The sequence below is a fragment of the Niveispirillum cyanobacteriorum genome (assembly GCF_002868735.1).
Classification (GTDB): domain Bacteria; phylum Pseudomonadota; class Alphaproteobacteria; order Azospirillales; family Azospirillaceae; genus Niveispirillum; species Niveispirillum cyanobacteriorum.
Genome location: NZ_CP025611.1, coordinates 2,031,942 through 2,053,236, shown reverse-complemented (window position 1 = coordinate 2,053,236; position 21,295 = coordinate 2,031,942). Strand labels below are relative to the sequence as shown.

The window sequence follows — 21,295 nt, the reverse complement described above, 5'->3', positions numbered from 1 at the left end:
TCCGTTCACTTCCATTCACCGGGACATGAATGGGCGGCGACCATGTCAATTGAATGGCACCTTCCCACACGCCGGGTTGCGACAATATAGGTGGGCACCCAGCCGCGCAAGCGTGGCACCCGGCACTGACACGTATCGACAGGGACACCCCCATCACCATGGCCGACATTATCGCCCCCTCCGCCCCGCTTCCGCCCCTGCATGTGCTGCTGGCGGCGCCGCGCGGCTTCTGTGCCGGGGTGGACCGGGCCATCCAGATCGTGGAAACGGCACTGAAGAAGTTTGGTGCCCCGGTCTATGTCCGGCATGAGATCGTGCATAACCGCTTCGTGGTGGAAAGCCTGGAGGCCAAGGGGGCGGTGTTCGTCAAGGAACTGGACGAGGTGCCGGACGACCGGCCCGTCGTCTTCTCCGCCCATGGCGTGCCCAAGGCGATTCCCGCCGAGGCGCAGCGCCGCAACATGATCTATGTGGACGCCACCTGTCCGCTCGTCTCCAAGGTGCATCGCGAGGCCGAGCATCACCATGAGGCTGGGCGCACCGTCCTGCTCATCGGCCATGCCGGCCATCCGGAGGTGGTGGGCACCATCGGCCAGTTGCCGCCGGGGGCGGTGAAGTTGGTGGAGACGGTGGAAGATGTGGCCGGCCTGACGGTCGATGATCCCGACAATCTGGCCTTTGCCACCCAGACCACCCTGTCGGTGGATGATACCGGCGCCATCGTCGATGCGCTGCGCGACCGGTTCCCCAGCATTTCCGGGCCGAAGCGCGAAGATATCTGCTACGCCACCACAAACCGGCAGGGCGCGGTGAAGGCCATCGCTCCGCGCGCCGACGCCCTGCTGGTGCTGGGTGCGCCTAATTCCTCCAATTCCGTCCGGTTGGTGGAGGTGGCGCGCGCCCATGGCTGCACCCGCGCCATGCTGGTGCAGCGCGCGGCCCAGATCGACTGGGACCGCCTGTCCAAGGTCCGCACGCTCGGCATTACGGCGGGCGCGTCCGCCCCGGAGGTGCTGGTGGACGAGGTGCTGGCGGCACTGCGCGAACGTTTCACCGTGACTGTGGAGGAGGTTGTGACCGCCACGGAGAATGTGATCTTCAAGCTGCCGAGGATTCTGGCCGCGGAATGAGCGGGAAACTTCCCCTTTCCGTCTTCATCATCGCCCTGAACGAGGCCGACCGCATCGGCCCCGTTATCCTGTCCGTCCGCGACTGGGTGGATGAGGTGCTGGTGGTGGATAGCGGCAGTACCGATGGCACGCAGGACCTGGCGCGGTCGCTGGGTGCCAAGGTCATCCATCATGACTGGCCCGGTTATGGCCCGCAGAAGCGCTTTGCCGAGGAACAGTGCCGGCATGACTGGCTGTTAAACCTGGACGCGGACGAGGTGCCGGAACCCGCATTGGAAGGGGCCGTGCGTGCCTTGTTCTCAAACGGGCAGCCGGCCTTGCAGGGCTACCGCATCCAGACCGTCATGACCCTGGCCGGACAGAAGCAACCCCACCGGTTCGCTCCGCGGCACAATTACATCCGGCTTTATGACCGCCGCCATGGCCGTTTCGCCGACAGCGCCACCCATGACGCGGTTGAAATGCACAGCGGCAGGGTCGGTAGCTTGTCGCCGATCATCGCGCATTATTCCATTCGTGATCATGGCGACCTGATCGCCAAGCTGAACCGTTACTCCACAGCGCAGGCGGAAGAGATCGTGACGCGGGGCAAGGGCCGGCGGTATGGCGCCTTCCGGGCCATGACGGAATTCCCCATCAATCTGTTCCGGTACTTCATCCTGAAGGGCTATTGGGTGTTCGGCCTGTATGGCCTGGAACTGGCGGCTATCATTGCCTTCTTCCGTTTTGCACGCATCGCGAAGGTGCGAGAAATTTTGCATCGCACCCCTTGAAGGCCAAAAAGCCCATCCTACATCTGGCCACATCCGGGCCCCTCTGGCAGCCAAGGCGTTGGCTGCGATGTCGGATAGAACCCTCGTCGCTGACGCAAGCACTCGGCTGATCTATTGGAGGCACTCCCATGGAGTTTCTCGCCACGATCATGCTTGAGCCGGTTCTGGGCAAGGCCCTCTGGCTCTGGCTGGTTTTCATCTCTATCGTCATTGCTCTTCTGGTCTTCGATCTTGGCGTTCTGAACAAGAACGACCATGAGATCGGGGTGAAGGAGAGCCTTGTGCTGTCCGCCCTCTATATCGCCATCGCGGCGGCCTTCGGCGGCTGGGTCTGGTGGTATCTGGGTCCGACGCCGGGCATGCAGTATTTCACGGGCTTTGCGCTGGAAAAGGCGCTGGCCATGGATAACGTCTTCGTTATCTCGCTGATTTTCGGCTATTTCGCGATCCCGCGCCTCTATCAGCATCGGGTGCTGTTCTGGGGTATCCTGGGCGTCATCGTGCTGCGCGGCATCATGATCGGCCTGGGTGCCGCCCTGGTGACCGAATTTGACTGGCTGCTGTACATCTTCGGCGGCTTTCTGATCCTGACCGGCGTGAAGATGCTGTTCATGGGTGATAAGGAACAGTCCATGGAAGACAATGCCATGGTCCGCTTCCTGCGCCGCCGCATGCGCGTCACCAATGAACTGCATGGCAACGCCTTCTTCGTGAAGCAGCCGGACCCCAAGACGGGCAAGGTTGTGCGCTGGGCCACGCCTTTGTTCCTGGCCCTGCTGATGGTGGAATTTGCCGACATCGTGTTCGCGGTGGACAGCGTGCCCGCCATCTTCGCCATCACGACCGACCCGTTCATCGTCTATACCAGCAATATCTTCGCCATCCTGGGTCTGCGCGCGCTGTACTTTGCGCTGGCCGCCATGGTCCACCGCTTCCACTATCTGAAGTATGCGCTGGCTGTGGTGCTGGTGTTCATCGGTGGCAAGATCTTCTGGAACCAGATCTATGGAAAGCTGGACCCCGCCATTTCGCTGTCCGTGACCTTCGGTCTTCTGGCGGCGGGCGTGTTCTACTCGCTGTATAAGACGCGCGGTCAGTCGGCTGAAAAGCAGGCATAATCGCCGGTTCGGGGTACAAACAGACCGGGGCGGGTGTGAAAACCCGCCCCGGTTTTGTTTTACACCATCTCCGTCACCAGCTTGCCCAGCAGCACGCCAGCAAAACTGTTCAGGTCATTGGCGGTGCGGACGAACGACCCCCGCCCCGCAATGACATTCTCCGCGAAATAGCCTTCCAGCCAGTCATACTCGTTCAGGATGGCCAGACCATTCACGGTGACATTGGCCCCGGCGGCATAGCCACGGGCGGAACGTGGATCGACGCCAGCATTGCTGAACCCGTTGGACACAATATCCAGCGTTCGCTTCTCTGTTCGGTAGGGGGCGGCATCCAGCAAGGCCACGGCCTGCACCACGGCACTGCCCAGGGCCGTTGATCCGCCCATGAACACGCCGGGGGCGGCATCAATGGTGGTGGCAAACTCCTCGCAGTCCCGCCCGGATTTCAGCACCCGCCAGGGAACGAGCGTGGTCAACGTCTCTGGCCCCGCGAACTGTGCCAGCATGACGGCGATGCCGTTGCCGCCCGACCGGGATATGGCTTCCTCCACCGCCTTGTGACGGAAGGCGGCGGCATGGCCGCGCAATTGGAAATCCAGCAGGCCCTGATCAATGCTGGCCGACGCATCGACGGCCAGGACCAGGGCCGCATCCACGGCGGGCTGGGTGGTCGTCGCCAGGGTCGGGACCGCCGGCACGGCCGCAAGACCCGCCAGCACGGAACGGCGCGAAACAGGCTTCATCAGCGGGTTCAGGGCCTCCGCCCCCTTTATGTCAGGCCCTTGCCCAGGCCATGACGCAGTATCTTCGCCATAACGGTTGGTAGTGCTTCATCGCCCAGCGCATCCGGTGCCACCCAAATCAGGTCCGCCCCGCCGCCGGCCCCGGCTGCCCGTCCGGTCACCACCGTAATCTCGAACTCGAAATGGGTGAAAGTATGACGGACGATACCGGGCAGGGGCTTCCAGTCGATGCCGGCCAGGGGCGCATGCGGGCGTGATCCTACCAGCGTCGGCGCGGGTGCCGCTTCCCAGGGCGTGGTCGGCACCTCCATCATACCGCCCAGAAGCCCTTTCTCCGGGCGGCGGCGCAGGGCGACATGCCCGCGGGCATCGGTCAGGACGAAGGCCAGGGCGCGGCGGGTCGGTTTGGCGGCCTTGGCCGTCTTGGCGGGCAAGTCCTCGGCGATGCCCAGCTTTCGCGCGGCACAGGCATCCGCCCAGGGGCACAGGATGCAGCGCGGTTTTCGCGGAGCACAGATGGTGGCACCCAGGTCGAACAGCGCCTGGGTGTAGTCGCCGGGCCGCCGGTCGGGTACCAGGGCAGCGGCATGCGCGCGCAGGACGGGTTTCGATCCCGGCAGCGGGTCGGTCACGGCATTCAGCCGCGCCATCACCCGCTCGACATTGCCATCCATGGCGGTCGCCGGCTTGTCAAAGGCGATAGCCAGGATGGCGGCGGCCGTATAGGCGCCGATGCCGGGCAGGGACAGCAACCCTTCTTCGGTATCGGGGAAGCGTCCGCCATGCTGGGCGGCCACGGCGACCGCGCATTTATGCAGGTTGCGGGCGCGGGCATAATATCCCAGCCCCGCCCAGGCGCGCAGCACATCATCCAGATCAGCGGCGGCCAGATCATTGACGGTGGGCCAGCGGTCCAGGAAATTCTTGAAATAGGGGCCGACGGTCGCCACGGTCGTCTGCTGCAACATGATCTCCGACAGCCAGACCCGGTAGGGATCGGCCACCTCTCCCGGCGCGAACCGCCAGGGCAGGATGCGGCGATGCCGGTCATACCACTCCAGCAGCAGGCCGGGCAGGCTACCAGACTGGTCAGGTGACGCCTGATCTGCTTTGATACCGGTCTTCGGTAATGAACGGACAGCCATGAACAGCCCCAGTGGTTTCGGCCCGCAACGCCTTGGACGTACATTGAATGCTGTCGCCGGCAAGGCCCTGGGCAAGGACGGCATGGCCTTCGGCGCGCTTCTGACCGACTGGGCCGCCATTGTCGGCGGCCGCCTGGCCGAACAGACATCGCCCCTGAAACTGGCGTTCCCCGCCGGGCGCCGGGAGAATGCCGTGCTGCATGTCCGGGTGTCCAGTGCGGCGGCCCTGCTGGTTCAGCATGAAGAACCGCAGATCCTGGAACGGATCAATTCCTTCATGGGCTGGCGTGCCGTGGCGCGGCTGAAACTGGTGCATGCGGGGCCGGTCCTGCCGCAGAAGAGCTATGCCATGAAACCGGTAAAGCGCCTGGACCCGGTGAAGGAACGGGAATTGACCATGGCTGTCGAACCCATCGAGAATGAGGAGTTGCGCGCCGTGCTGGAGCGGCTGGGCCGGGCGGTGGTGGGGTAAAGCGAAACGCCCCGGCACCTTGCGGCACCGGGGCGTTCCATACCCAAACCAATCCACTGGATGCTTAAGAGGCCAGCGCGTCCTCGGCGTCCAGAACCGTGGCGACGGCGTGGATGACGGCGGCGATGCGCACGACATCCTGCACATTCTCTTTGGTCGCACCCTTCTGGATCACTTCATGCTCATGCGCATCGATGCACATGCCGCAGCCATTGACGGCGCTGGCGGCCAGCGACCACAGTTCGAAATCGACCTTCGACGCGCCGGGATTGGCGATGATGTTCATGCGCAGGCGCGCCGGCATCTTGGAATATTCCTTGTTATCCGCCAGATGCACGAAGCGATAATAGATGTTGTTCATGCCCATGATGGCGCCGGCGGCCTTGGCGGCCGTCAGGTTCTGGGCGTCCAGATGGGCGGCAGCGTCGGCCACGATGGCCTTCGTCACCTCGGCATTGCGGCTGGCATAGGCGGCGGCGATGGCCGTGCCCCAGGCCTGCAGCGGCGACAGTGATGAGGTGGTCAGGACCGAGCCGAGGTTCAGCTTCAGATCCTTGGCATAGTCGGGCAGGCGCGACTTCAGCGCGTCGATGGACATGGTTTCGTCTCCGGTCGAGAGTGGGCATGAATTCGGGCGCGGCGCAGGATGGCCGATGCGCGGGACGATGTGTTTTGAAAGGTGCCGGCGCCCGTCATTAAGGGGCAGCCAGGATCACCGGGGCGGCATTCCGCCGGAATGGGGCCCCTTCGCCCGGGAGTTAGGGGGGAGGGCGAAGGGGTAAATGGGCGCCCCAGTGGATCGGGGGGATCAGGGCGCCCATCCGTCAGAGATCAGCGATCAGGAGATCAGCCGACCTTCAGGACGTCCTCGCCCTTCTGCCAGTTGCAGGGGCACAGTTCGTCGGTCTGCAGGGCGTCCAGCGTGCGCAGCACTTCCTGCACATTGCGGCCGACCGACAGGTCATGCACGGAGGCGAAGCGGATGATGCCTTCCGGATCGACGATGAAGGTGGCGCGCAGGGCCACGCCCTCGTTCTTGTCCAGAACGCCCAGGCCAGCGGACAGTTCGCGCTTCACGTCGGCCAGCATCGGGAACGGCAGGTCCTTCAGGTCGGCGTGGTTCTGGCGCCAGGCCAGGTGCACGAACTCGGTGTCGATGGAGGCGCCCAGCACCTGGGCATCGCGATCGGCGAAGTCACCGTTCAGCTTGCCGAAGGCGGCAATCTCGGTCGGGCACACGAAGGTGAAATCCTTCGGCCAGAAGAACACGACCAGCCACTTGCCCTTGTAGGTGTCGTTGTTGATCGTCGTGAAGGCCGACTTGATGTCGGTGGAAACGGTGGCCTTCAGGTCGAAAGCGGGGAACTTGTCGCCAACGGTCAGCATGATAAACAACTCCGTTTTTTGGGTTGGTTTGTGATGCGGTGCCAAAGTCAGGCCCCTGCCGATACAGCTATCGGCCTGAGGCGTCGCTGATATGAGTGCATTGCGGTGCAAAATCCAATCGCATCTTCCGACTGCCGTCATAGGATGAACCAATGAACCCGGCGAACATCACCCTTCGGCAGTTGCGTTATCTAGTGGCCCTGGCCGACACGCTTCACTTCGGACGTGCCGCCTCTGCCTGCCATGTGTCGCAGCCTTCCTTGTCTGCACAGATACAGCAGTTGGAGGAAATGCTGGGGGCTGCCCTGGTGGAACGCACCAAGCATCGCGTGCTGCTGACCCCGGCGGGCGAGGATGCGGTGGAACGGGCGCGGGTGATTCTGGGCCAGGTGGACGATTTGTCACAGGCCGTCCGCGCCTCTGGCCGGCCCCTGTCGGGTGCCCTGCGCTTGGGCGTGATCCCGACCAGCGGCCCCTATCTGCTGCCGCGCGTCTTGCCCGACCTGCGCGCCGCCTACCCGGACCTGAAACTCTATCTGCGTGAGGATCTGACCGAGCGGCTGCTTGACCGTCTGCGGGCGGGCGATCTTGATATGGCGCTGCTGGCCCTGCCGGTGACGGAGCCGGGGGTGGAACTGCTGCCGCTTTATACCGAACCCTTCCTGGTCGCCATGCCGCGCGGCCACCGTCTGGACAATGCCGAAACGGTGGAGGAGGGGGAGTTGAAGGACGAGACCCTGCTGCTGCTGGAAGACGGCCATTGCTTCCGCGATCAGGCGCTGGATGTCTGTGCGCTGTCCGGCGCTGCGGCGGGGGACGGGTTTGCCGCCACCTCGCTGGCGACCCTGGTGGAGATGGTGGCGGGTGGCCTTGGCCTGACCCTACTGCCGGCCCTGGCCGCTCCTTCGCTGGCCTCCAATGACCAGATCGGCCTGCGCCGATTCGCCGATCCGGCGCCGACTCGCACCATGGCGCTGGTCTGGCGCCGTGGCAGCCCGCGCAGCGGCGATATCCGGCGGCTGGCCGACCTGATTATCAAGCATCTGCCGGACGGCGCGCAGCCGGTGCGATAAACCGGGGCTTGCCGCCGCGCGCGACTGTGCCCATTCTATGGTGACTGTTCCCGGTAACGGGAACGAAACCTGCGCGGAAGCGACGCGTGACCATCGACCGGTTGCTTGTCCTGTTGCTGAGCCTGTCATTCCTGCTGCTGGCCCCGCCGGCCGCAGCGGACAGTGCTGTCCAGCTTCCGGCACCGGTTGTCCTGGCTGAGCAGAAGGGTTCCGACCCGGCGCCCGATCCTGTCAGCCCCGACGATCCCGGCCTTTTCGTCATCAGTGCGGCACCAGAGGCGCCACTGCCCACGGGCACCGATGATGCCGGTGGCCAGGACGGTCTGACCCTGCCGGCCTTGTCCAGCCTGCCGCGCCTTGCCGCCGCAGATGCGGAGATGACGCCCGTCGGACTATCCGGCGCAGGGCAGGCTTGTGCCCGTCCCTGGTCCACCGGTCCGCCGCGCGGCTGACCGCGTCAGCCTGTCTTCGGGCGATCTTACTTTATCTATTCTTCCGAAACAATGTGAATCCATTCATTTCAATGAATGGAAATGCGTTTGCTTTGCCAAGTCGTAAATATTCGAATGTGTTCATTGTTGTGAATACTGAAAATAATGTTTGACAATTTGGCTTCTGTGGACGATATCTGCAGCGTCCTGTCATCATTCATGCAGGATCCAACTGCCAAGACTTGAAAACCCGCCCTTGTCTTTACAGGGGCGGGCTTTTTTGTTCCCCATCGCCAGCTGCCGCCCCCCGTGTTAGAACGGCGGCAGTGAAGAGGTGGGGGTTCTTATCAATGGACATGTTTTTTGAAGTGTCGTTCTGGAACGCGCTTTGGCAGGTGATCCTGATCGACATCGTGCTGGCCGGCGACAATGCCATTGTCGTGGGTCTGGCCGCCGCGGGTGTGGCAGCGCAACAGCGGGCAAAGGTTATCTTCTGGGGCATCGCAGCCGCCGTCGTGCTGCGCATCATCTTCGCCCTGCTGACCACACAGTTGCTGGCCATCGTCGGCCTCACGCTGGCGGGTGGTGTCCTGCTGCTCTGGGTCTGCTGGAAGATGTGGCGTGAAATCCGCCAGCATAAGCAGGAGGACCTGGGCGCTGAGGTCGCGGACGAGGCTGTGAACCCGGGCGACGCCAATCCCGGCGCTGAGGCGCTGCCGTCGGAAGGCACCAAGACTGTGCGTCAGGCTATCGTGCAGATCGTCATCGCCGACGTATCGATGTCGCTGGACAATGTGCTGGCGGTTGCCGGTGCCGCACATGAGCATCCGGAGGTGCTGATCCTGGGTCTGGCCCTGTCGGTGGCTTTCATGGGTGCTGCCGCGACGGCTATCGCCAAACTTCTGTCGCGCTTCCACTGGATCGCCTATGTCGGTTTGGCCGTGATTTTCTACGTCGCCATCAAGATGATCATCGATGGCAGCGAACAGGTGCTCCCGCTCGTACAGGGTTACCTGGGCTAATCTATCGTGCCCGGAAAGCAAAAACCCCGCTTCTGCCGGCTGGCGGAAGCGGGGTTTTCTTTTGTGCGATCGGTGGATCAAGCCGCGCGCAGCTGCTGCAGGAAATCGTCGATGGCCGTGCGCAGCTTGTGAGCATCGTCGTCCAGGGCGTCGGCGGTGGCCTTTACCTGGGTGGCGGCGCTGCCGACGTCACCGGCGGCATCGGTGACAGCATCAATCGTGTCCACCACTTCGCGCGTGCCACGGGCCGCGTCGGCAGCGCTGTGGGCGATTTCGCGGGTGGCGGCATTCTGCTGTGACACGGCTGACAGGATATCCTGGGACACGCTACCGATTTCCCGGATGGTGGTGCCGATCCGCTGCATCGCGGCCACGCCGTGCTGCGTGCTCGACTGAATCGCGGCGATCTGGGTGCGGATATCCTCGGTAGCGCGGGCCGTCTGGCTGGCCAGGGTCTTCACCTCCGACGCCACTACGGCAAAGCCGCGTCCCGCCTCGCCGGCCCGCGCTGCCTCAATCGTGGCGTTCAGGGCCAGAAGGTTGGTCTGGGCCGCGATGCTGTTGATCATGTCCACGACCTGACCGATATGGGTTGCCGCCTCGGCCAGATCGGACATGGAGCGGCCGGTTTCATCCGCCTCCTGCCGGGCGCGGCCCGCGATGTGGGCCGACTGACCGACCTGACGGTCCACTTCCGCAACGCTGGCGGCCAGTTCCTCGGCGGCGGCGGCCACCGTCTCCACATCCCCCGTGGCGCGGTTGGCGGAGCTGGCCACATGGCCGGACTTGGCCCCCGTGCCCTCGGCTGCGCGGCGCATGGCGTCGGCGGCACCCAGCATTTCATGGGAAGCGGAGGAGACGCGGGTGGCCAGTGCACGGACATTGGCCTCAAACCGGTCGGCCAGCCGGGCCTGGGCCGTGATGATGGTCCAGGTCAGCATCGGCCCGACATAGCGGCCATGGCCATCGCGGACGGCGGCGATACGGATATCCACCCGCTCATTGCCGACATCGATCTGGCCACGCCAGGGCAGGTTCTCGGGTCGGGTGATGACCTGGCCGATCTCTCCCGTGTCTGCCTGGAAGATGTTGAGGTGACGGCCCATGGGGCTGGTCCCGCCGGCGGGCAGCACCGATGACAGGCCTTCCGCTGCCGCCAGGGTGGCGCGGTTGGCATAGGTGACGGCAAAGCCGTTGGCGGCATCGGCCAGCATGACATTCAACGGCATGTCATCGACCATCTGCTTCAGGCGGAACGCCTCCACCACCGACAGGCGCAGGCCGCTGGCGGCACGCTGCATACGACCGATTTCATCCCGGCGGCCCGTCGCATCGGGTGGCATGACATCCGTCTCGCCCGCTGCCAGCTGTTCCAGAAGGTCGGACAGGGCATGCAGGGGCTGCGACGCCCAAACCCGGATCAAGACGAGCGCAATCAGCGCCAGGACAAGTGTGATGCCTGCGGATGTCAGCAACAATGACCGCTTCAGTTCTGCCACCTGCGCCATGTAGGGGGCCTTTTCGACGCCGGTATACAGCACGCCGATAATCTTCCCGCCCGCATCCTTGATCGGGTCATAGGCGGTCAGATAGGTGACGCCCAGGATATCGGCCTCACCACGAAAGCTCCGGCCGCCGCCTACCACAGCCTCATAGGCGGGGTTGCGAGCCAGATTGGTGCCGACGGCGCGGCTGCCATCGGGCTTCTTCACGTTGGTGGCGATGCGTACCGCCTCCGCCCCATCCAGAACGAAGATGGTGGCGGTACTGCCGGCAATCCTGCTGATCGTATCGACAGGCCCGAAATTGTCGTTCAGCAGCGTGTCGCCTGCGTAAAGCTGCTTGCCGTCGCGCCGGAATGGCGCACCCACACTGTCCAGAACCTGCCACGCCACCCGCATGGACAGGTCCTGCTGTTCGCCAGCTTGACGCCTTGCATAGCTTTCAACCAGTCGGTCGCTGACCAGAACCAGACCGGTTGCCAGCAGCAGCAAGGACAAGGTGGTCAACCCGACGATGCGGGCCGACAGGGAGATATTGGTGAGACGATGAAAAAGCGTACCCATGTCGGCACCCCTTGCGGTCCGGCTGAAAGCAATTGCGACAGTGCTGATTGTTGCAGCCCTTATCGCAGTTGCTTCGTTAACCAAACCTTTAAGGCGCGCAGCTTTAGACTGCGTTGGCCGCAGCCCTATCCCTCACCGCCTGCAAATGCGTGTTAGCGTTCACTGATATGGCAGGCCAATGGTTTAGGTGACCCTACACCAGCTTCTTCTCCGGCGGCCCCCAATGATGGCAGGCGACGCGGTGACCCGGCGCCTTTTCCTCCAGGACGGGCACATCGCTGGCGCAAATGTCCGTGGCCTTGGGGCAGCGGGTGCGGAAGACGCATCCCGAAGGTGGCTTCATCGGGCTGGGCAGGTCGCCGCCCAGCACGATGCGTTCCTTGTTCTTCTCCACATCCGGGTCGGGCACCGGCACGGCGGAGATCAGGGCCTGGGTATAGGGGTGCAGGGGGGCGGCATAGATGGCATCGCGGTCGGCGATCTCCATCACCCGGCCCAGATACAGCACCATCACCCGGTGGCTGACATGGCGGACCACGGACAGATCGTGGCTGATGAACAGCAGCGACAGGCCCATTTCCTGCTGCAAATCCATCAGCAGATTGACGATCTGCGCCTGGATCGACACGTCCAGGGCCGAGACGGGCTCGTCACAGACCACCATCTTGGGCTTCAGGATCATGGCGCGGGCAATGCCGATGCGCTGACACTGCCCGCCAGAGAACTCGTGCGGGTAGCGGTTGATCATCTGCGGCAGCAGGCCGACCTTGGCCATCATGTCGCGGACCAGGCCTTTGCGCTCTTCCTTCGACAGCTTGGGCCGGTACACGGTCAGCGGCTCGGCGATGATATCGCCCACCGTCATGCGGGGGTTCAGACTGGCCAGCGGGTCCTGGAAAACGATCTGCATCTCCTCCCGCTTCTGGCGCACCACCTCCGCCCCGACGCCCGTCAACTCGGACCCCATAAAGACCACTTGCCCGTCGGTGGGCTTGATCAGTTGCAGAATGGCGCGGCCCAGCGTGGATTTGCCACAGCCGCTTTCCCCCACGATCCCAAGCGTCTCCCCCTCGTCGAGCGTGAAGGAGACACCATCCACGGCCTTCAGTGGCGTGTACTTGCCGATCAGCAGACCGCCGGTGCGGATGGGGAAATGGACCTTCAGGTCCTGGACACGGAGCAGTTCCTTGGACATGGCATCAACTCCGGGCAATCAGGCGACGACCAGCGACGGTGCCGCCGGGTCGGAAACGGGGTTCTGAAGGCTGAACAGATGGCAGGCCTTGGTATGGCCGGGCCCGACCTCGCGCAGCAGCGGCAGTTCGGTGGTGCAGCGGTCATGCACGAAGTCGCAGCGTTCCTGGAACGGGCAGGCCTTGGGCAGGCGCTGCAGGTTCGGCGGCTGGCCGGGAATGGCGTACAGCTTTTCCGACCGCTCTTCTGTCAGGCGCGGCATGGAGGACAGCAGACCGGCGGCATAGGGGTGGGCGGGTTCATAGAAAATGTCCCGCACCGTGCCCGTCTCCATGAACCGTCCGCCATACATGACCTGCACCTTGTCGCACAGGCCGGCGACGGTACCCAGATCATGGGTGATCAGGACGATGGCGGCCTTGGTCACGCGCTTGAGGTCGGACATCAGGTCCAGGATCTGCGCCTGCACCGTCACGTCCAGCGCGGTCGTCGGCTCGTCCGCGATCAGCAGCTCCGGTTCGCACAGCAACGCCATGGCGATCATGATGCGCTGGCGCATGCCGCCCGACAATTCGTGCGGATACTGCGCCAGACGGCGGCCTGCCTCCGGGATGCGGACAAGGTTCAGCATGTCCAGCGCGCGCTTGACCGCCTGACTTTCCGACATGCCCTTATGCTGCACCAGAACCTCGGTCATCTGTCGGCCGATGCGCAGATGCGGGGTCAGGCCGGTCATGCTGTCCTGAAAGATCATGGCGATCTTGTCGCCGCGGATCTTGTTCAGCTCCTTGACCGGCATGCCGACCAGTTCGGTGCCCCGGTACTTTGCCGATCCCAGGGTGCGGCCATTGCGGGCCAGCAGGCCCATGACCGACATGAAAAGCTGGCTTTTGCCAGACCCGCTTTCACCGACGATGCCGACGCATTCGCCCTCATTCACGTCGAAACTGACGCCGTTCACGGCACTGACCTCGCCATCGGGCGTGGCGAAACGGACCGATAGGTCGCGGACTTCCAAAACTGCGGTCATCTTGTCCGTTCCCTTAGCGGTCCTTGGGGTCCAGCGCGTCGCGCAGGCCGTCACCGATGAAATTGAAGCAGAACAGCGTCACGGCCAGGAAGACAGCCGGGAAGATTAGCATGTGCGGGGCATTTTCCATCTGCGCCGCCCCTTCGGAGATCAGCACGCCCCAGCTGGTCATCGGCTCCTGCACACCCAGACCCAGGAAGGACAGGAAGCTTTCCACCAGGATCACAACGGGCACCAGCAGGGTCACGAACACGATGACCGGGCCGATGACGTTGGGGATGATGTGGCGCAGGATGATGTTGGGCGTGGACACGCCGGCGGCGCGGGCCGCCTCGATATATTCCTTGCGCTTCACCGACAGGGTCTGGCCGCGGACGATACGCGCCATGGTCAGCCATTCGACACAGCCGATGGCCGCGAAGACCAGGATGATGTGCCGCCCGAACACCACCACCAGGATGATGACGAAGAACATCAGCGGCATGGAGTACAGCACATCGACGATGCGCATCATGATACTGTCGATCCGCCCGCCGAAGTAACCGGCGATGGCGCCATAAACCACGCCGATCATCAGCGCCACCAGCGTGGTCACGACACCGACGGCCAATGACACCTTGGCGCCATATAGTGTGCGGATGAACAGGTCGCGACCATTGGCATCGGTGCCGAACCAGTGGCTGCCCTCAAGCTGCGGTCCGACGCCGATATAGTCCCAATAGACCTCGTCATAGGCATGGGGGCTGAGGAAGTCAGCGAAGATTGCCATGAAGGTGATGATGCCCAGCACGATCATGCTGGCCACTGCCATCTTGTTGGCAAACAGGCGACGGCGGGCGTCCTGCCACAGGGACCTGCCCTGCACATCCTCGCCCGCCTTCTCGATCAGCGCGGCCCGCTTGGCCCCGCCGGTGATGTCTTGAACCATCGTCGTCTGCTCTTTCCCTAACGCCCTATTCCGCAGCCTGGACCTGCGAACGCTGCCAAAGCTGCGTGCAGGGGATCTCCATCAGGTCCGACCAGTGCAGGTCATACCCGTATTCCCCGATCGTCACTTGATCGAACCGGGCCGGGTTTTCCCGGATCGGCGCGAAGATGTCGTACCGGTCGATGATGTCGGAGATATCGACGACCGACACTTGGCCGACATCCCACTCCAACTGCACCTTGAACCCCGGCAGGGTGGTGACGGATTTGATCCGTGGTGTACGCATCCCATCCCCTCCTTGTCGGGTTCAGGGCCTGGAACATGGCCAGGATAACATCCTGGTTGGTTCTGGCCCAATTCATCAATTCCGCCGGCACCCCGGTCAGCGTCCCGCCCAGGGGCTGAAAGCTGACAGCATGCACGACCACGTCATGGTCGGGGCCGATGATGTGGAAATGCGGCGGGGGATGGTCGCCCGGTCCATAGACCGACAGTTTCCATTTCCCTTCCCGCCGCAATGTCGGCATCACCGGCCCTCCTTCAAACCCTCACTCCCAACCGCAGCTCTTGCCCTCATTCTGCTTGTCCAGCCATTCCTTCAGCGGTGCGAAATAGGCCAGCATAGCCGACGCGTCCATCTGATCGGTACCGGTGAAGGTCTTCAGCGCTTCCGGCCAGGGCTTGGACGCGCCCATTTCCAGCATGGCCTTGAACTTCGCCCCCACCTCGGCATTGCCAGCGATGGAGCAGCGGTGCAGCGGGCCGGTGAAGCCGGCCTGATCACAGGCGGCCTTGTGGAACTGGAACTGCAGGATGCGGGCCAGGAAATAGCGAACATAGGGCACGCTGGTCGGCACATGGTTCTTGGCACCCGGATCGAAATCCGCTGCCGTGCGCTCCACGGGCGAGGACACGCCCTGATACTTGGTGCGCAGATCCCACCAGGCCTTGTTGTAATCTTCCGGCTTGATGTTGCCGTTGAAGACATTCCAGCGCCACTTATCGATCAGCAGGCCAAACGGCAGGAACGCCACCTTGTCCATGGCCTGTTGCAGCAGCAGCGGCACGTCGCCCTCGGTCGAGGGTTCCTTGTCCAGCAGGCCCAGCTTCACCAGATAGCCCGGCGTTACCGAGAGCGCGATGAAGTCGCCGATGGCCTCGTGGAAGCCATCATTGGCGCCGTTGCGGAACAGGGTCGATTGGGCCTTGTAGGCGCGCTGATAGAAATTATGGCCCAGCTCGTGATGGACGGTCTGGAAGTCGTCGCCGTTGACCCGCATGCACATCTTGATGCGGATATCGTCCTTGTCGTCGATATCCCAGGCAGACGCATGGCACACGACCTCGCGGTCGCGCGGGCGGGTGATCTGCGAACGTTCCCAGAAGGTCTGGGGCAGCGGTTCAAAGCCCAGGCCCGTAAAGAAGCCCTCGGCCGTCTTTGTCATCTTGATCGGGTCGTACCCGGCCTTCACCAGCAGCTTGGTGACATCGACATTCGTGGCCGCCTGCTTGGGCGCCACCAGATCATAGATGTTGCCCCATTCCTGCGCCCACATATTGCCCAGCAGATGGGCCGGGATCGGCTTGTCCTGCGGCACGACATCGGTGCCGTACTTCTCACCCAGCTTGGTGCGGGCATAGCAATGCAGGGCCGTATAAAGCGGCTTCACCTGACCCCACAGCCGGTCGGCCTCCTGCTCGAACGCCTCCGGCGGCATGTCATAGCCCGACCGCCACAGGGTGCCGGCATCGGGCAGGCCCAGTTCCTTGGCGCCGATATTGGCGATCTCCACCTCACGCTGGTACAGCGGCTTCATCTCCTGCCCGACCTTGTGCCAGCCGGCCCAGAGCCGCTTCAGCTCCTTCTCGTCGCGGGAGGTGCGGAAGACATCGTCGATCTCGTCCAGCGTCAGACAGTCGCTGCCATCGTCGCGGCAGACCTTGCCGGTGGCGTACAACTCACCCAGCTTGGCGTCCAGCTCGGCCAGTTCCTTGTTGAGCGCCGGGTCGGCGGGCGACGGCAGGGCCGTTTCCATGCGCAGCAGGTTCAGCTTACGCGCCACATCGGCCGGCAGTTCCAGCCCGACGAACCGCTTGCTCTCCGCCGTCAGGCGCGACACCAGCGCGCTGTAGGAGGCGTTGCTGTCGGCGGCCAGGGCCAGCGTGTCTGGCGTGATATAGGTGTTCTGCACCCAGGCAGTGCGCGACGCCTTCTCCCGCGCGGCACCCAATTCGGCCTCGGCCTTGGTGATGAAGGCGGTGGCTTCTTCCACGGTCGGCTTCGCGGGTGCCGCAGTCTGTTTGTCGCCCGGCTGCCCGCAGGCTGCCAGGATAATCATCGCACTGAGGGCGACCCCGGCACGCAGATGCTTGGTGATGCGCATGGAACCCTGTCCTTCCCTGCTGAACATTGGCTTGTCGTTGATTTTATTATCGTTATTTCCTCAATCGTACCGAACGCGCGGGTCCATCAGGCCATAGACCAAATCGACCAGCAGGTTCATCAGCACGATCAAGCTGCCATAGGTAATGACGGTGCCCATCACCAGCGTGTAGTCGCGGTTGATGGCGCCTTGCACGAAGTAGCGGCCGATGCCGGGCAGGCCAAAAATCTGCTCAATCACCACCGACCCCGTCACCAGACCGGCAATGGCCGGCCCCAGATAGGAGATGACGGGCAGTAATGCCGCGCGCAGCGTGTGGCGAGTGATGATCAGATGTTCGGGCAGGCCCTTAGCATGGGCCGTGCGCACGAAGTTGGAACGCAGCACTTCCACCATGCCGCCACGCGTCAGGCGGCTGATGATGGCGATCTGCGGCAGGGACAGGGCCACGACGGGCAGCACTAGATTGCGGAACGATCCATCCCCCAGGCCCGCCACCGGCAGCCAGCCCAGATAGATACCAAACACCAGGGTCAGCAGCGGCGCCATCACGAAGTTCGGGATGGTGATACCGACCATGGCGACACCCATGATGGAATAGTCGGTCTTGGTGTTCTGGCGCATGGCGGCCAGGATGCCCAGCGTACAGCCAATGATCACCGCCAGCGTGATCGCCGACAGGCCCAGCTTGAGAGACACCGGGAAACCCGTGCCGATCAGTTCGGAGACGGAGAAGTCTTTATAGGTGAAGGAGGGGCCGAAATCGCCCTGCACCGCATTGGCCAGATAGATCAAGAACTGCTGCCAGACCGGCTTGTCCAGATTATAGGCCGCCTTCAGGTTCGCCTCGATCTCCGGCGGCAGCACGCGTTCGCTGTCGAACGGGCCACCCGGTGCCGAATGCATCAGGAAGAACGACAAGGCCACGATCACCAGCAATGTCGGGATCGCTTCCAGCAGGCGCCGGACAGTGTAAGACAGCATCGACAGGGTCCCTCCATCGCGCCTCGGTTCCCGCATGGTATCAGCCATGCAACGAACGCATCCCGCGCGGACGGCATGACATCTCTGTGAAAAAGTCCGCCCTGTCAACCGTGCCACCGCAAAAGAGATATTATTTCAAAACTGGTGGTGCGGGCGGGCCATTCACCAATCCGTGTGGGCCGGGTTGGGAAATTTTTGGGCGTCGGGAACACGCATTGTAGATTGGGCCCAAGGCTTGGTCTTGTCCGGACAAGCAACCGTGGTTGGTTTATGTCGGGCCACGCCCCCAGCTCGACCTGACCTCCTGTGCGCCAGTCGGCCTCGTGGCCAATTAAGATCGTTTCGCAACAAGCCGTAATTCCATCCCGATCTGTACAAAAATCGGGGGCTGATCCCCTCAACCTGCCCTTTCCCCGCACCGCAAAAAGCGCTAAACCACGCTCCGAAAATGCCATCCAGGCAGATCAACGGTCCCGGACGCTGGAGCCGGGGCGAGATACGGTCTGCCGTTTACCCCGCGACCCCGTTGGAGGAGTCACCCCCCGATGTCCACGTTCACCGGCCATGACAGCCTGAAGACCCGCCGCACGCTTTCCGTCGGCGGCAAGTCCGTTGATTATTTCAGCATTCCCGAAGCGGAGAAGGCTGGTCTGGGCGACGTGTCGCGCCTGCCCTTCTCGATGAAGGTCCTGCTGGAAAACCTGCTGCGCTTCGAAGATGGGCGCACGGTGAGCGTTGACGACGTGAAGGCCGTCGCCCAGTGGCTGGTCGACAAGCGCTCTGACCGCGAGATCGCCTATCGCCCGGCCCGCGTGCTGATGCAGGATTTCACGGGCGTTCCCGCCGTCTGCGATCTGGCTGCGATGCGCGAGGCCATGGTGGCCCTGGGTGGTGATCCGACCAAGATCAACCCGCTGACCCCCGTCGATCTGGTCATCGACCACTCGGTGATGGTGGACAGCTTCGGCACGCCCAAGGCGTTCGACGAAAACGTTGAGCTGGAATTCCAGCGCAATGGCGAGCGTTACGAGTTCCTGCGCTGGGGCCAGAAGGCGTTCAACAATTTCCGTGTGGTCCCGCCGGGCACCGGCATCTGCCATCAGGTGAACCTGGAATATCTGGCCCAGACCGTCTGGACCGATACCGACCAGACCGGCGCCACCGTTGCCTATCCCGACACGCTGGTCGGCACCGACAGCCACACCACCATGGTCAACGGCATGGCCGTCCTTGGCTGGGGCGTGGGCGGTATCGAGGCTGAGGCCGCGATGCTGGGCCAGCCGATCTCTATGCTGATCCCGGAAGTTGTCGGCTTCAAGCTGACCGGCAAGCTGCGTGAGGGTGCGACGGCCACCGATCTGGTGCTGACCGTCACCCAGATGCTGCGCAAGAAGAAGGTGGTGGGCAAGTTTGTCGAGTTCTACGGCCCCGGCCTGGACGCGCTGACCCTGGCCGACCGTGCGACGATTGCCAACATGGCCCCGGAATATGGCGCCACCTGCGGCATTTTCCCGATCGACGCCGAGACCATCCGCTTCCTGGACTTCACGGGCCGCGACGCCGACCGCGTGGCTTTGGTCGAGGCTTATGCCAAGGCCCAGGGCATGTGGCGCGATGCCTCCACGCCCGACCCGGTCTTCACCGATACGCTGGAACTGGACCTGGGTTCGGTGGAGCCGTCGCTGGCCGGGCCGAAGCGTCCGCAGGACCGCGTGCTGCTGTCCAACGTCACCAAGGAATTTGGTGAGTTCCTGGCCGGTGACGTGGCCGGCCGCCCTGTCAGCCAGCCGACCGACGTCGCCGGTGCGGATTACAAGCTGGATCACGGCCATGTCGTGATCGCTGCCATCACCTCCTGCACCAACACCTCCAACCCGTCGGTGCTGTTCGCCGCCGGTCTGGTGGCCAAGAAGGCGGTGGAGCTGGGCCTGAAGACCAAGCCCTGGGTGAAGCCGTCGCTGGCCCCTGGGTCCCAGGTTGTGACCGACTATCTGAACGCCGCCGGCCTGACCCCGTATCTGGATCAGCTGGGCTTCAATCTGGTCGGCTATGGCTGCACCACCTGCATCGGCAATTCCGGCCCCCTGCCGGACCCGATTGCCGCCGCTGTGGACGCTGGTAAGCTGACCGTTGCGTCCGTCCTGTCCGGCAACCGCAACTTTGAAGGCCGCGTCAGCCCGCAGGTCCGCGCCAACTATCTGGCCTCCCCGCCGCTGGTGGTGGCCTATGCCCTGGCCGGCACGCTGCACCTGGACATCTCCAAGGACCCGATTGGCACCGGCAAGGACGGCCAGCCCGTCTACCTGAAGGACATCTGGCCGACGAACAAGGAGATCGAGGACACGATTTCCCAGTTCCTGACGCGCGAAATGTTCGTCAGCCGCTATGCCAACGTCTTCCTGGGTCCGGAGCAGTGGCAGAAGATCAAGACCGTTGAGGGCATGACCTATAAGTGGGACGACAAGTCGACCTACGCCAAGCGTCCGCCGCTGTTCGACGGCATCACCATGACGCCGGGTTCCGTGTCCGACGTGAAGGGTGCCCGCGCGCTCGCCATCCTGGGCGACAGCATCACCACCGACCATATCTCGCCCGCTGGTAACATCAAGAAGACCAGCCCCGCCGGTGAATACCTGCTGGAAAACGGCGTCATCGTCGCTGACTTCAACAGCTACGGCGCCCGCCGTGGCAACCATGAAGTCATGATGCGCGGCACCTTCGCCAATATCCGCATCAAGAACGAGATGCTGGACGGCGTCGAAGGCGGCCTGACCAAGTATGTGCCGACCGGCGAAGTGATGCCGATCTATAACGCGTCGATGAAGTATCAGGCCGAGGGCACGCCGCTGGTGGTGTTCGCCGGTCAGGAATACGGCACCGGCTCGTCGCGTGACTGGGCCGCCAAGGGCACCCGCCTGCTGGGCGTGTCTGCCGTCATCGCCGAAAGCTTTGAGCGTATCCACCGCTCCAACCTCGTCGGCATGGGCATCCTGCCGCTCCAGTACCCGGCCGGCGTGAACCGCCACACCCTGAAGCTGGACGGCACCGAAACCTTCGATATCGAAGGCGTGGAAGCCGGCCTGAAGCCGCGCATGGACCTGAAGCTGACCATCACCCGCGCCGACGGGTCGAAGGAAGTCGTCAACCTGCTCTGCCGTATCGATACGCTGGACGAGGTCGACTATTTCAAGAATGGCGGCATCCTGCAGTACGTGCTGCGCAACCTCGCTGCCCCGGCAGCGGCGGAGTAAAGTTTGTTGCTTCGCCTACCGCCGGGGTGACCCGGCGGTGGAGTGGAGTGAAGAAAAGCCCGGCGGAGCGATCCGCCGGGCTTTTTTGTTGGGGTGCACTATGTTCCTAATCAAAGACCGTCGTCGCTCGATTGGGATAAATGGCTTGCAAGTCAGTACCTTCTG

At 63.3% G+C, this 21,295-nt stretch carries 19 protein-coding genes; 8 read left to right on the top strand and 11 right to left on the bottom strand.

Translation table 11 applies throughout. The features are described 5' to 3' along the window. Window positions 1-158: 158 nt before the first annotated feature. From ispH to C0V82_RS09400, 3 genes are all read left to right on the top strand, one after another. Entirely contained in the window at window positions 159-1,130 is a 972-nt protein-coding gene (ispH, locus tag C0V82_RS09410; RefSeq protein WP_102112116.1) for a 4-hydroxy-3-methylbut-2-enyl diphosphate reductase, read from the top strand. Next, complete coding sequence (locus C0V82_RS09405; RefSeq protein ID WP_102112115.1) at window positions 1,127-1,903, top strand: glycosyltransferase family 2 protein; 777 nt, start codon at window positions 1,127-1,129, stop codon at window positions 1,901-1,903. The genes ispH and C0V82_RS09405 overlap by 4 nt, the downstream gene beginning before the upstream one ends. A gap of 128 nt (window positions 1,904-2,031) precedes the next feature. Continuing rightward, window positions 2,032-3,021 carry a TerC family protein gene (locus C0V82_RS09400; RefSeq protein WP_102112114.1) on the top strand — a complete coding sequence of 330 codons (990 nt, stop codon included), beginning with the start codon at window positions 2,032-2,034 and terminating at the stop codon, window positions 3,019-3,021. Window positions 3,022-3,080: 59 nt separating this feature from the next. Here C0V82_RS09400 and C0V82_RS09395 read toward each other — a convergent pair whose 3' ends face one another. Together C0V82_RS09395 and mutY are read right to left on the bottom strand one after the other, a co-directional pair. Further along, window positions 3,081-3,764, bottom strand: a complete 684-nt coding sequence (locus tag C0V82_RS09395) for a DUF1194 domain-containing protein (RefSeq protein WP_102112113.1) — start codon at window positions 3,762-3,764, stop codon at window positions 3,081-3,083. 26 nt (window positions 3,765-3,790) lie between these two features. Further along, window positions 3,791-4,909, bottom strand: coding sequence for an A/G-specific adenine glycosylase (gene mutY, locus C0V82_RS09390; protein WP_102112112.1), 1,119 nt, complete (start codon window positions 4,907-4,909; stop codon window positions 3,791-3,793). On the opposite strand from mutY, the gene C0V82_RS09385 reads away from it, so the two are divergent. Next, window positions 4,908-5,381: a DUF721 domain-containing protein gene (locus tag C0V82_RS09385; RefSeq protein WP_102112111.1), complete on the top strand. Its 474-nt coding sequence runs from the start codon at window positions 4,908-4,910 to the stop codon at window positions 5,379-5,381. The two genes, mutY and C0V82_RS09385, sit on opposite strands and share 2 nt — an antisense overlap. A 64-nt stretch (window positions 5,382-5,445) precedes the next feature. Here C0V82_RS09385 and ahpD read toward each other — a convergent pair whose 3' ends face one another. Both ahpD and C0V82_RS09375 read right to left on the bottom strand, forming a co-directional pair. Further along, window positions 5,446-5,979 carry an alkylhydroperoxidase, AhpD family gene (gene ahpD, locus C0V82_RS09380; protein ID WP_102112110.1) on the bottom strand — a complete coding sequence of 178 codons (534 nt, stop codon included), beginning with the start codon at window positions 5,977-5,979 and terminating at the stop codon, window positions 5,446-5,448. A gap of 248 nt (window positions 5,980-6,227) precedes the next feature. Then, complete coding sequence (locus C0V82_RS09375) at window positions 6,228-6,767, bottom strand: peroxiredoxin (RefSeq protein WP_094454183.1); 540 nt, start codon at window positions 6,765-6,767, stop codon at window positions 6,228-6,230. 152 nt (window positions 6,768-6,919) lie between these two features. On the opposite strand from C0V82_RS09375, the gene C0V82_RS09370 reads away from it, so the two are divergent. The 3 genes from C0V82_RS09370 (at window position 6,920) to C0V82_RS09360 (ending at window position 9,293) form a co-directional block, all read left to right on the top strand. Beyond that, entirely contained in the window at window positions 6,920-7,840 is a 921-nt protein-coding gene (locus tag C0V82_RS09370) for a LysR substrate-binding domain-containing protein (protein ID WP_102112109.1), read from the top strand. An 86-nt stretch (window positions 7,841-7,926) separates the two neighbouring features. After that, window positions 7,927-8,292 (top strand): hypothetical protein, encoded by a 366-nt coding sequence (locus C0V82_RS09365; RefSeq protein WP_102112108.1) that lies wholly within the window; start codon window positions 7,927-7,929, stop codon window positions 8,290-8,292. A 329-nt stretch (window positions 8,293-8,621) separates the two neighbouring features. After that, window positions 8,622-9,293: a TerC family protein gene (locus C0V82_RS09360; protein ID WP_102112107.1), complete on the top strand. Its 672-nt coding sequence runs from the start codon at window positions 8,622-8,624 to the stop codon at window positions 9,291-9,293. A 77-nt stretch (window positions 9,294-9,370) separates the two neighbouring features. Here the strand turns inward: C0V82_RS09360 and C0V82_RS09355 are convergent, their stop codons facing one another. The 7 genes from C0V82_RS09355 to oppB form a co-directional block, all read right to left on the bottom strand. Continuing rightward, on the bottom strand, window positions 9,371-11,359 hold the full coding sequence (locus C0V82_RS09355; RefSeq protein WP_102112106.1) for a methyl-accepting chemotaxis protein: 1,989 nt from the start codon (window positions 11,357-11,359) through the stop codon (window positions 9,371-9,373). Window positions 11,360-11,552: 193 nt separating this feature from the next. Beyond that, a complete protein-coding gene (locus C0V82_RS09350) occupies window positions 11,553-12,554 on the bottom strand; it encodes an ABC transporter ATP-binding protein (protein ID WP_102112105.1) in 1,002 nt (333 codons plus the stop codon). An 18-nt stretch (window positions 12,555-12,572) separates the two neighbouring features. Then, window positions 12,573-13,583: an ABC transporter ATP-binding protein gene (locus tag C0V82_RS09345; protein WP_102112104.1), complete on the bottom strand. Its 1,011-nt coding sequence runs from the start codon at window positions 13,581-13,583 to the stop codon at window positions 12,573-12,575. Window positions 13,584-13,596: 13 nt separating this feature from the next. Further along, window positions 13,597-14,511: an ABC transporter permease subunit gene (locus C0V82_RS09340; protein WP_102112103.1), complete on the bottom strand. Its 915-nt coding sequence runs from the start codon at window positions 14,509-14,511 to the stop codon at window positions 13,597-13,599. Window positions 14,512-14,536: 25 nt separating this feature from the next. After that, entirely contained in the window at window positions 14,537-14,797 is a 261-nt protein-coding gene (locus C0V82_RS09335; RefSeq protein ID WP_102112102.1) for a DUF2442 domain-containing protein, read from the bottom strand. 262 nt (window positions 14,798-15,059) lie between these two features. Then, window positions 15,060-16,895, bottom strand: coding sequence for a M2 family metallopeptidase (locus C0V82_RS09330; protein WP_102113346.1), 1,836 nt, complete (start codon window positions 16,893-16,895; stop codon window positions 15,060-15,062). A 60-nt stretch (window positions 16,896-16,955) separates the two neighbouring features. Beyond that, window positions 16,956-17,927: an oligopeptide ABC transporter permease OppB gene (gene oppB / locus C0V82_RS09325; protein ID WP_245924048.1), complete on the bottom strand. Its 972-nt coding sequence runs from the start codon at window positions 17,925-17,927 to the stop codon at window positions 16,956-16,958. Between the two features lie 497 nt (window positions 17,928-18,424). Between oppB and acnA the strand changes: the two genes are divergently transcribed. Continuing rightward, window positions 18,425-21,130, top strand: a complete 2,706-nt coding sequence (gene acnA / locus C0V82_RS09320; RefSeq protein WP_102112100.1) for an aconitate hydratase AcnA — start codon at window positions 18,425-18,427, stop codon at window positions 21,128-21,130. The last annotated feature ends 165 nt before the right edge of the window (window positions 21,131-21,295 follow it).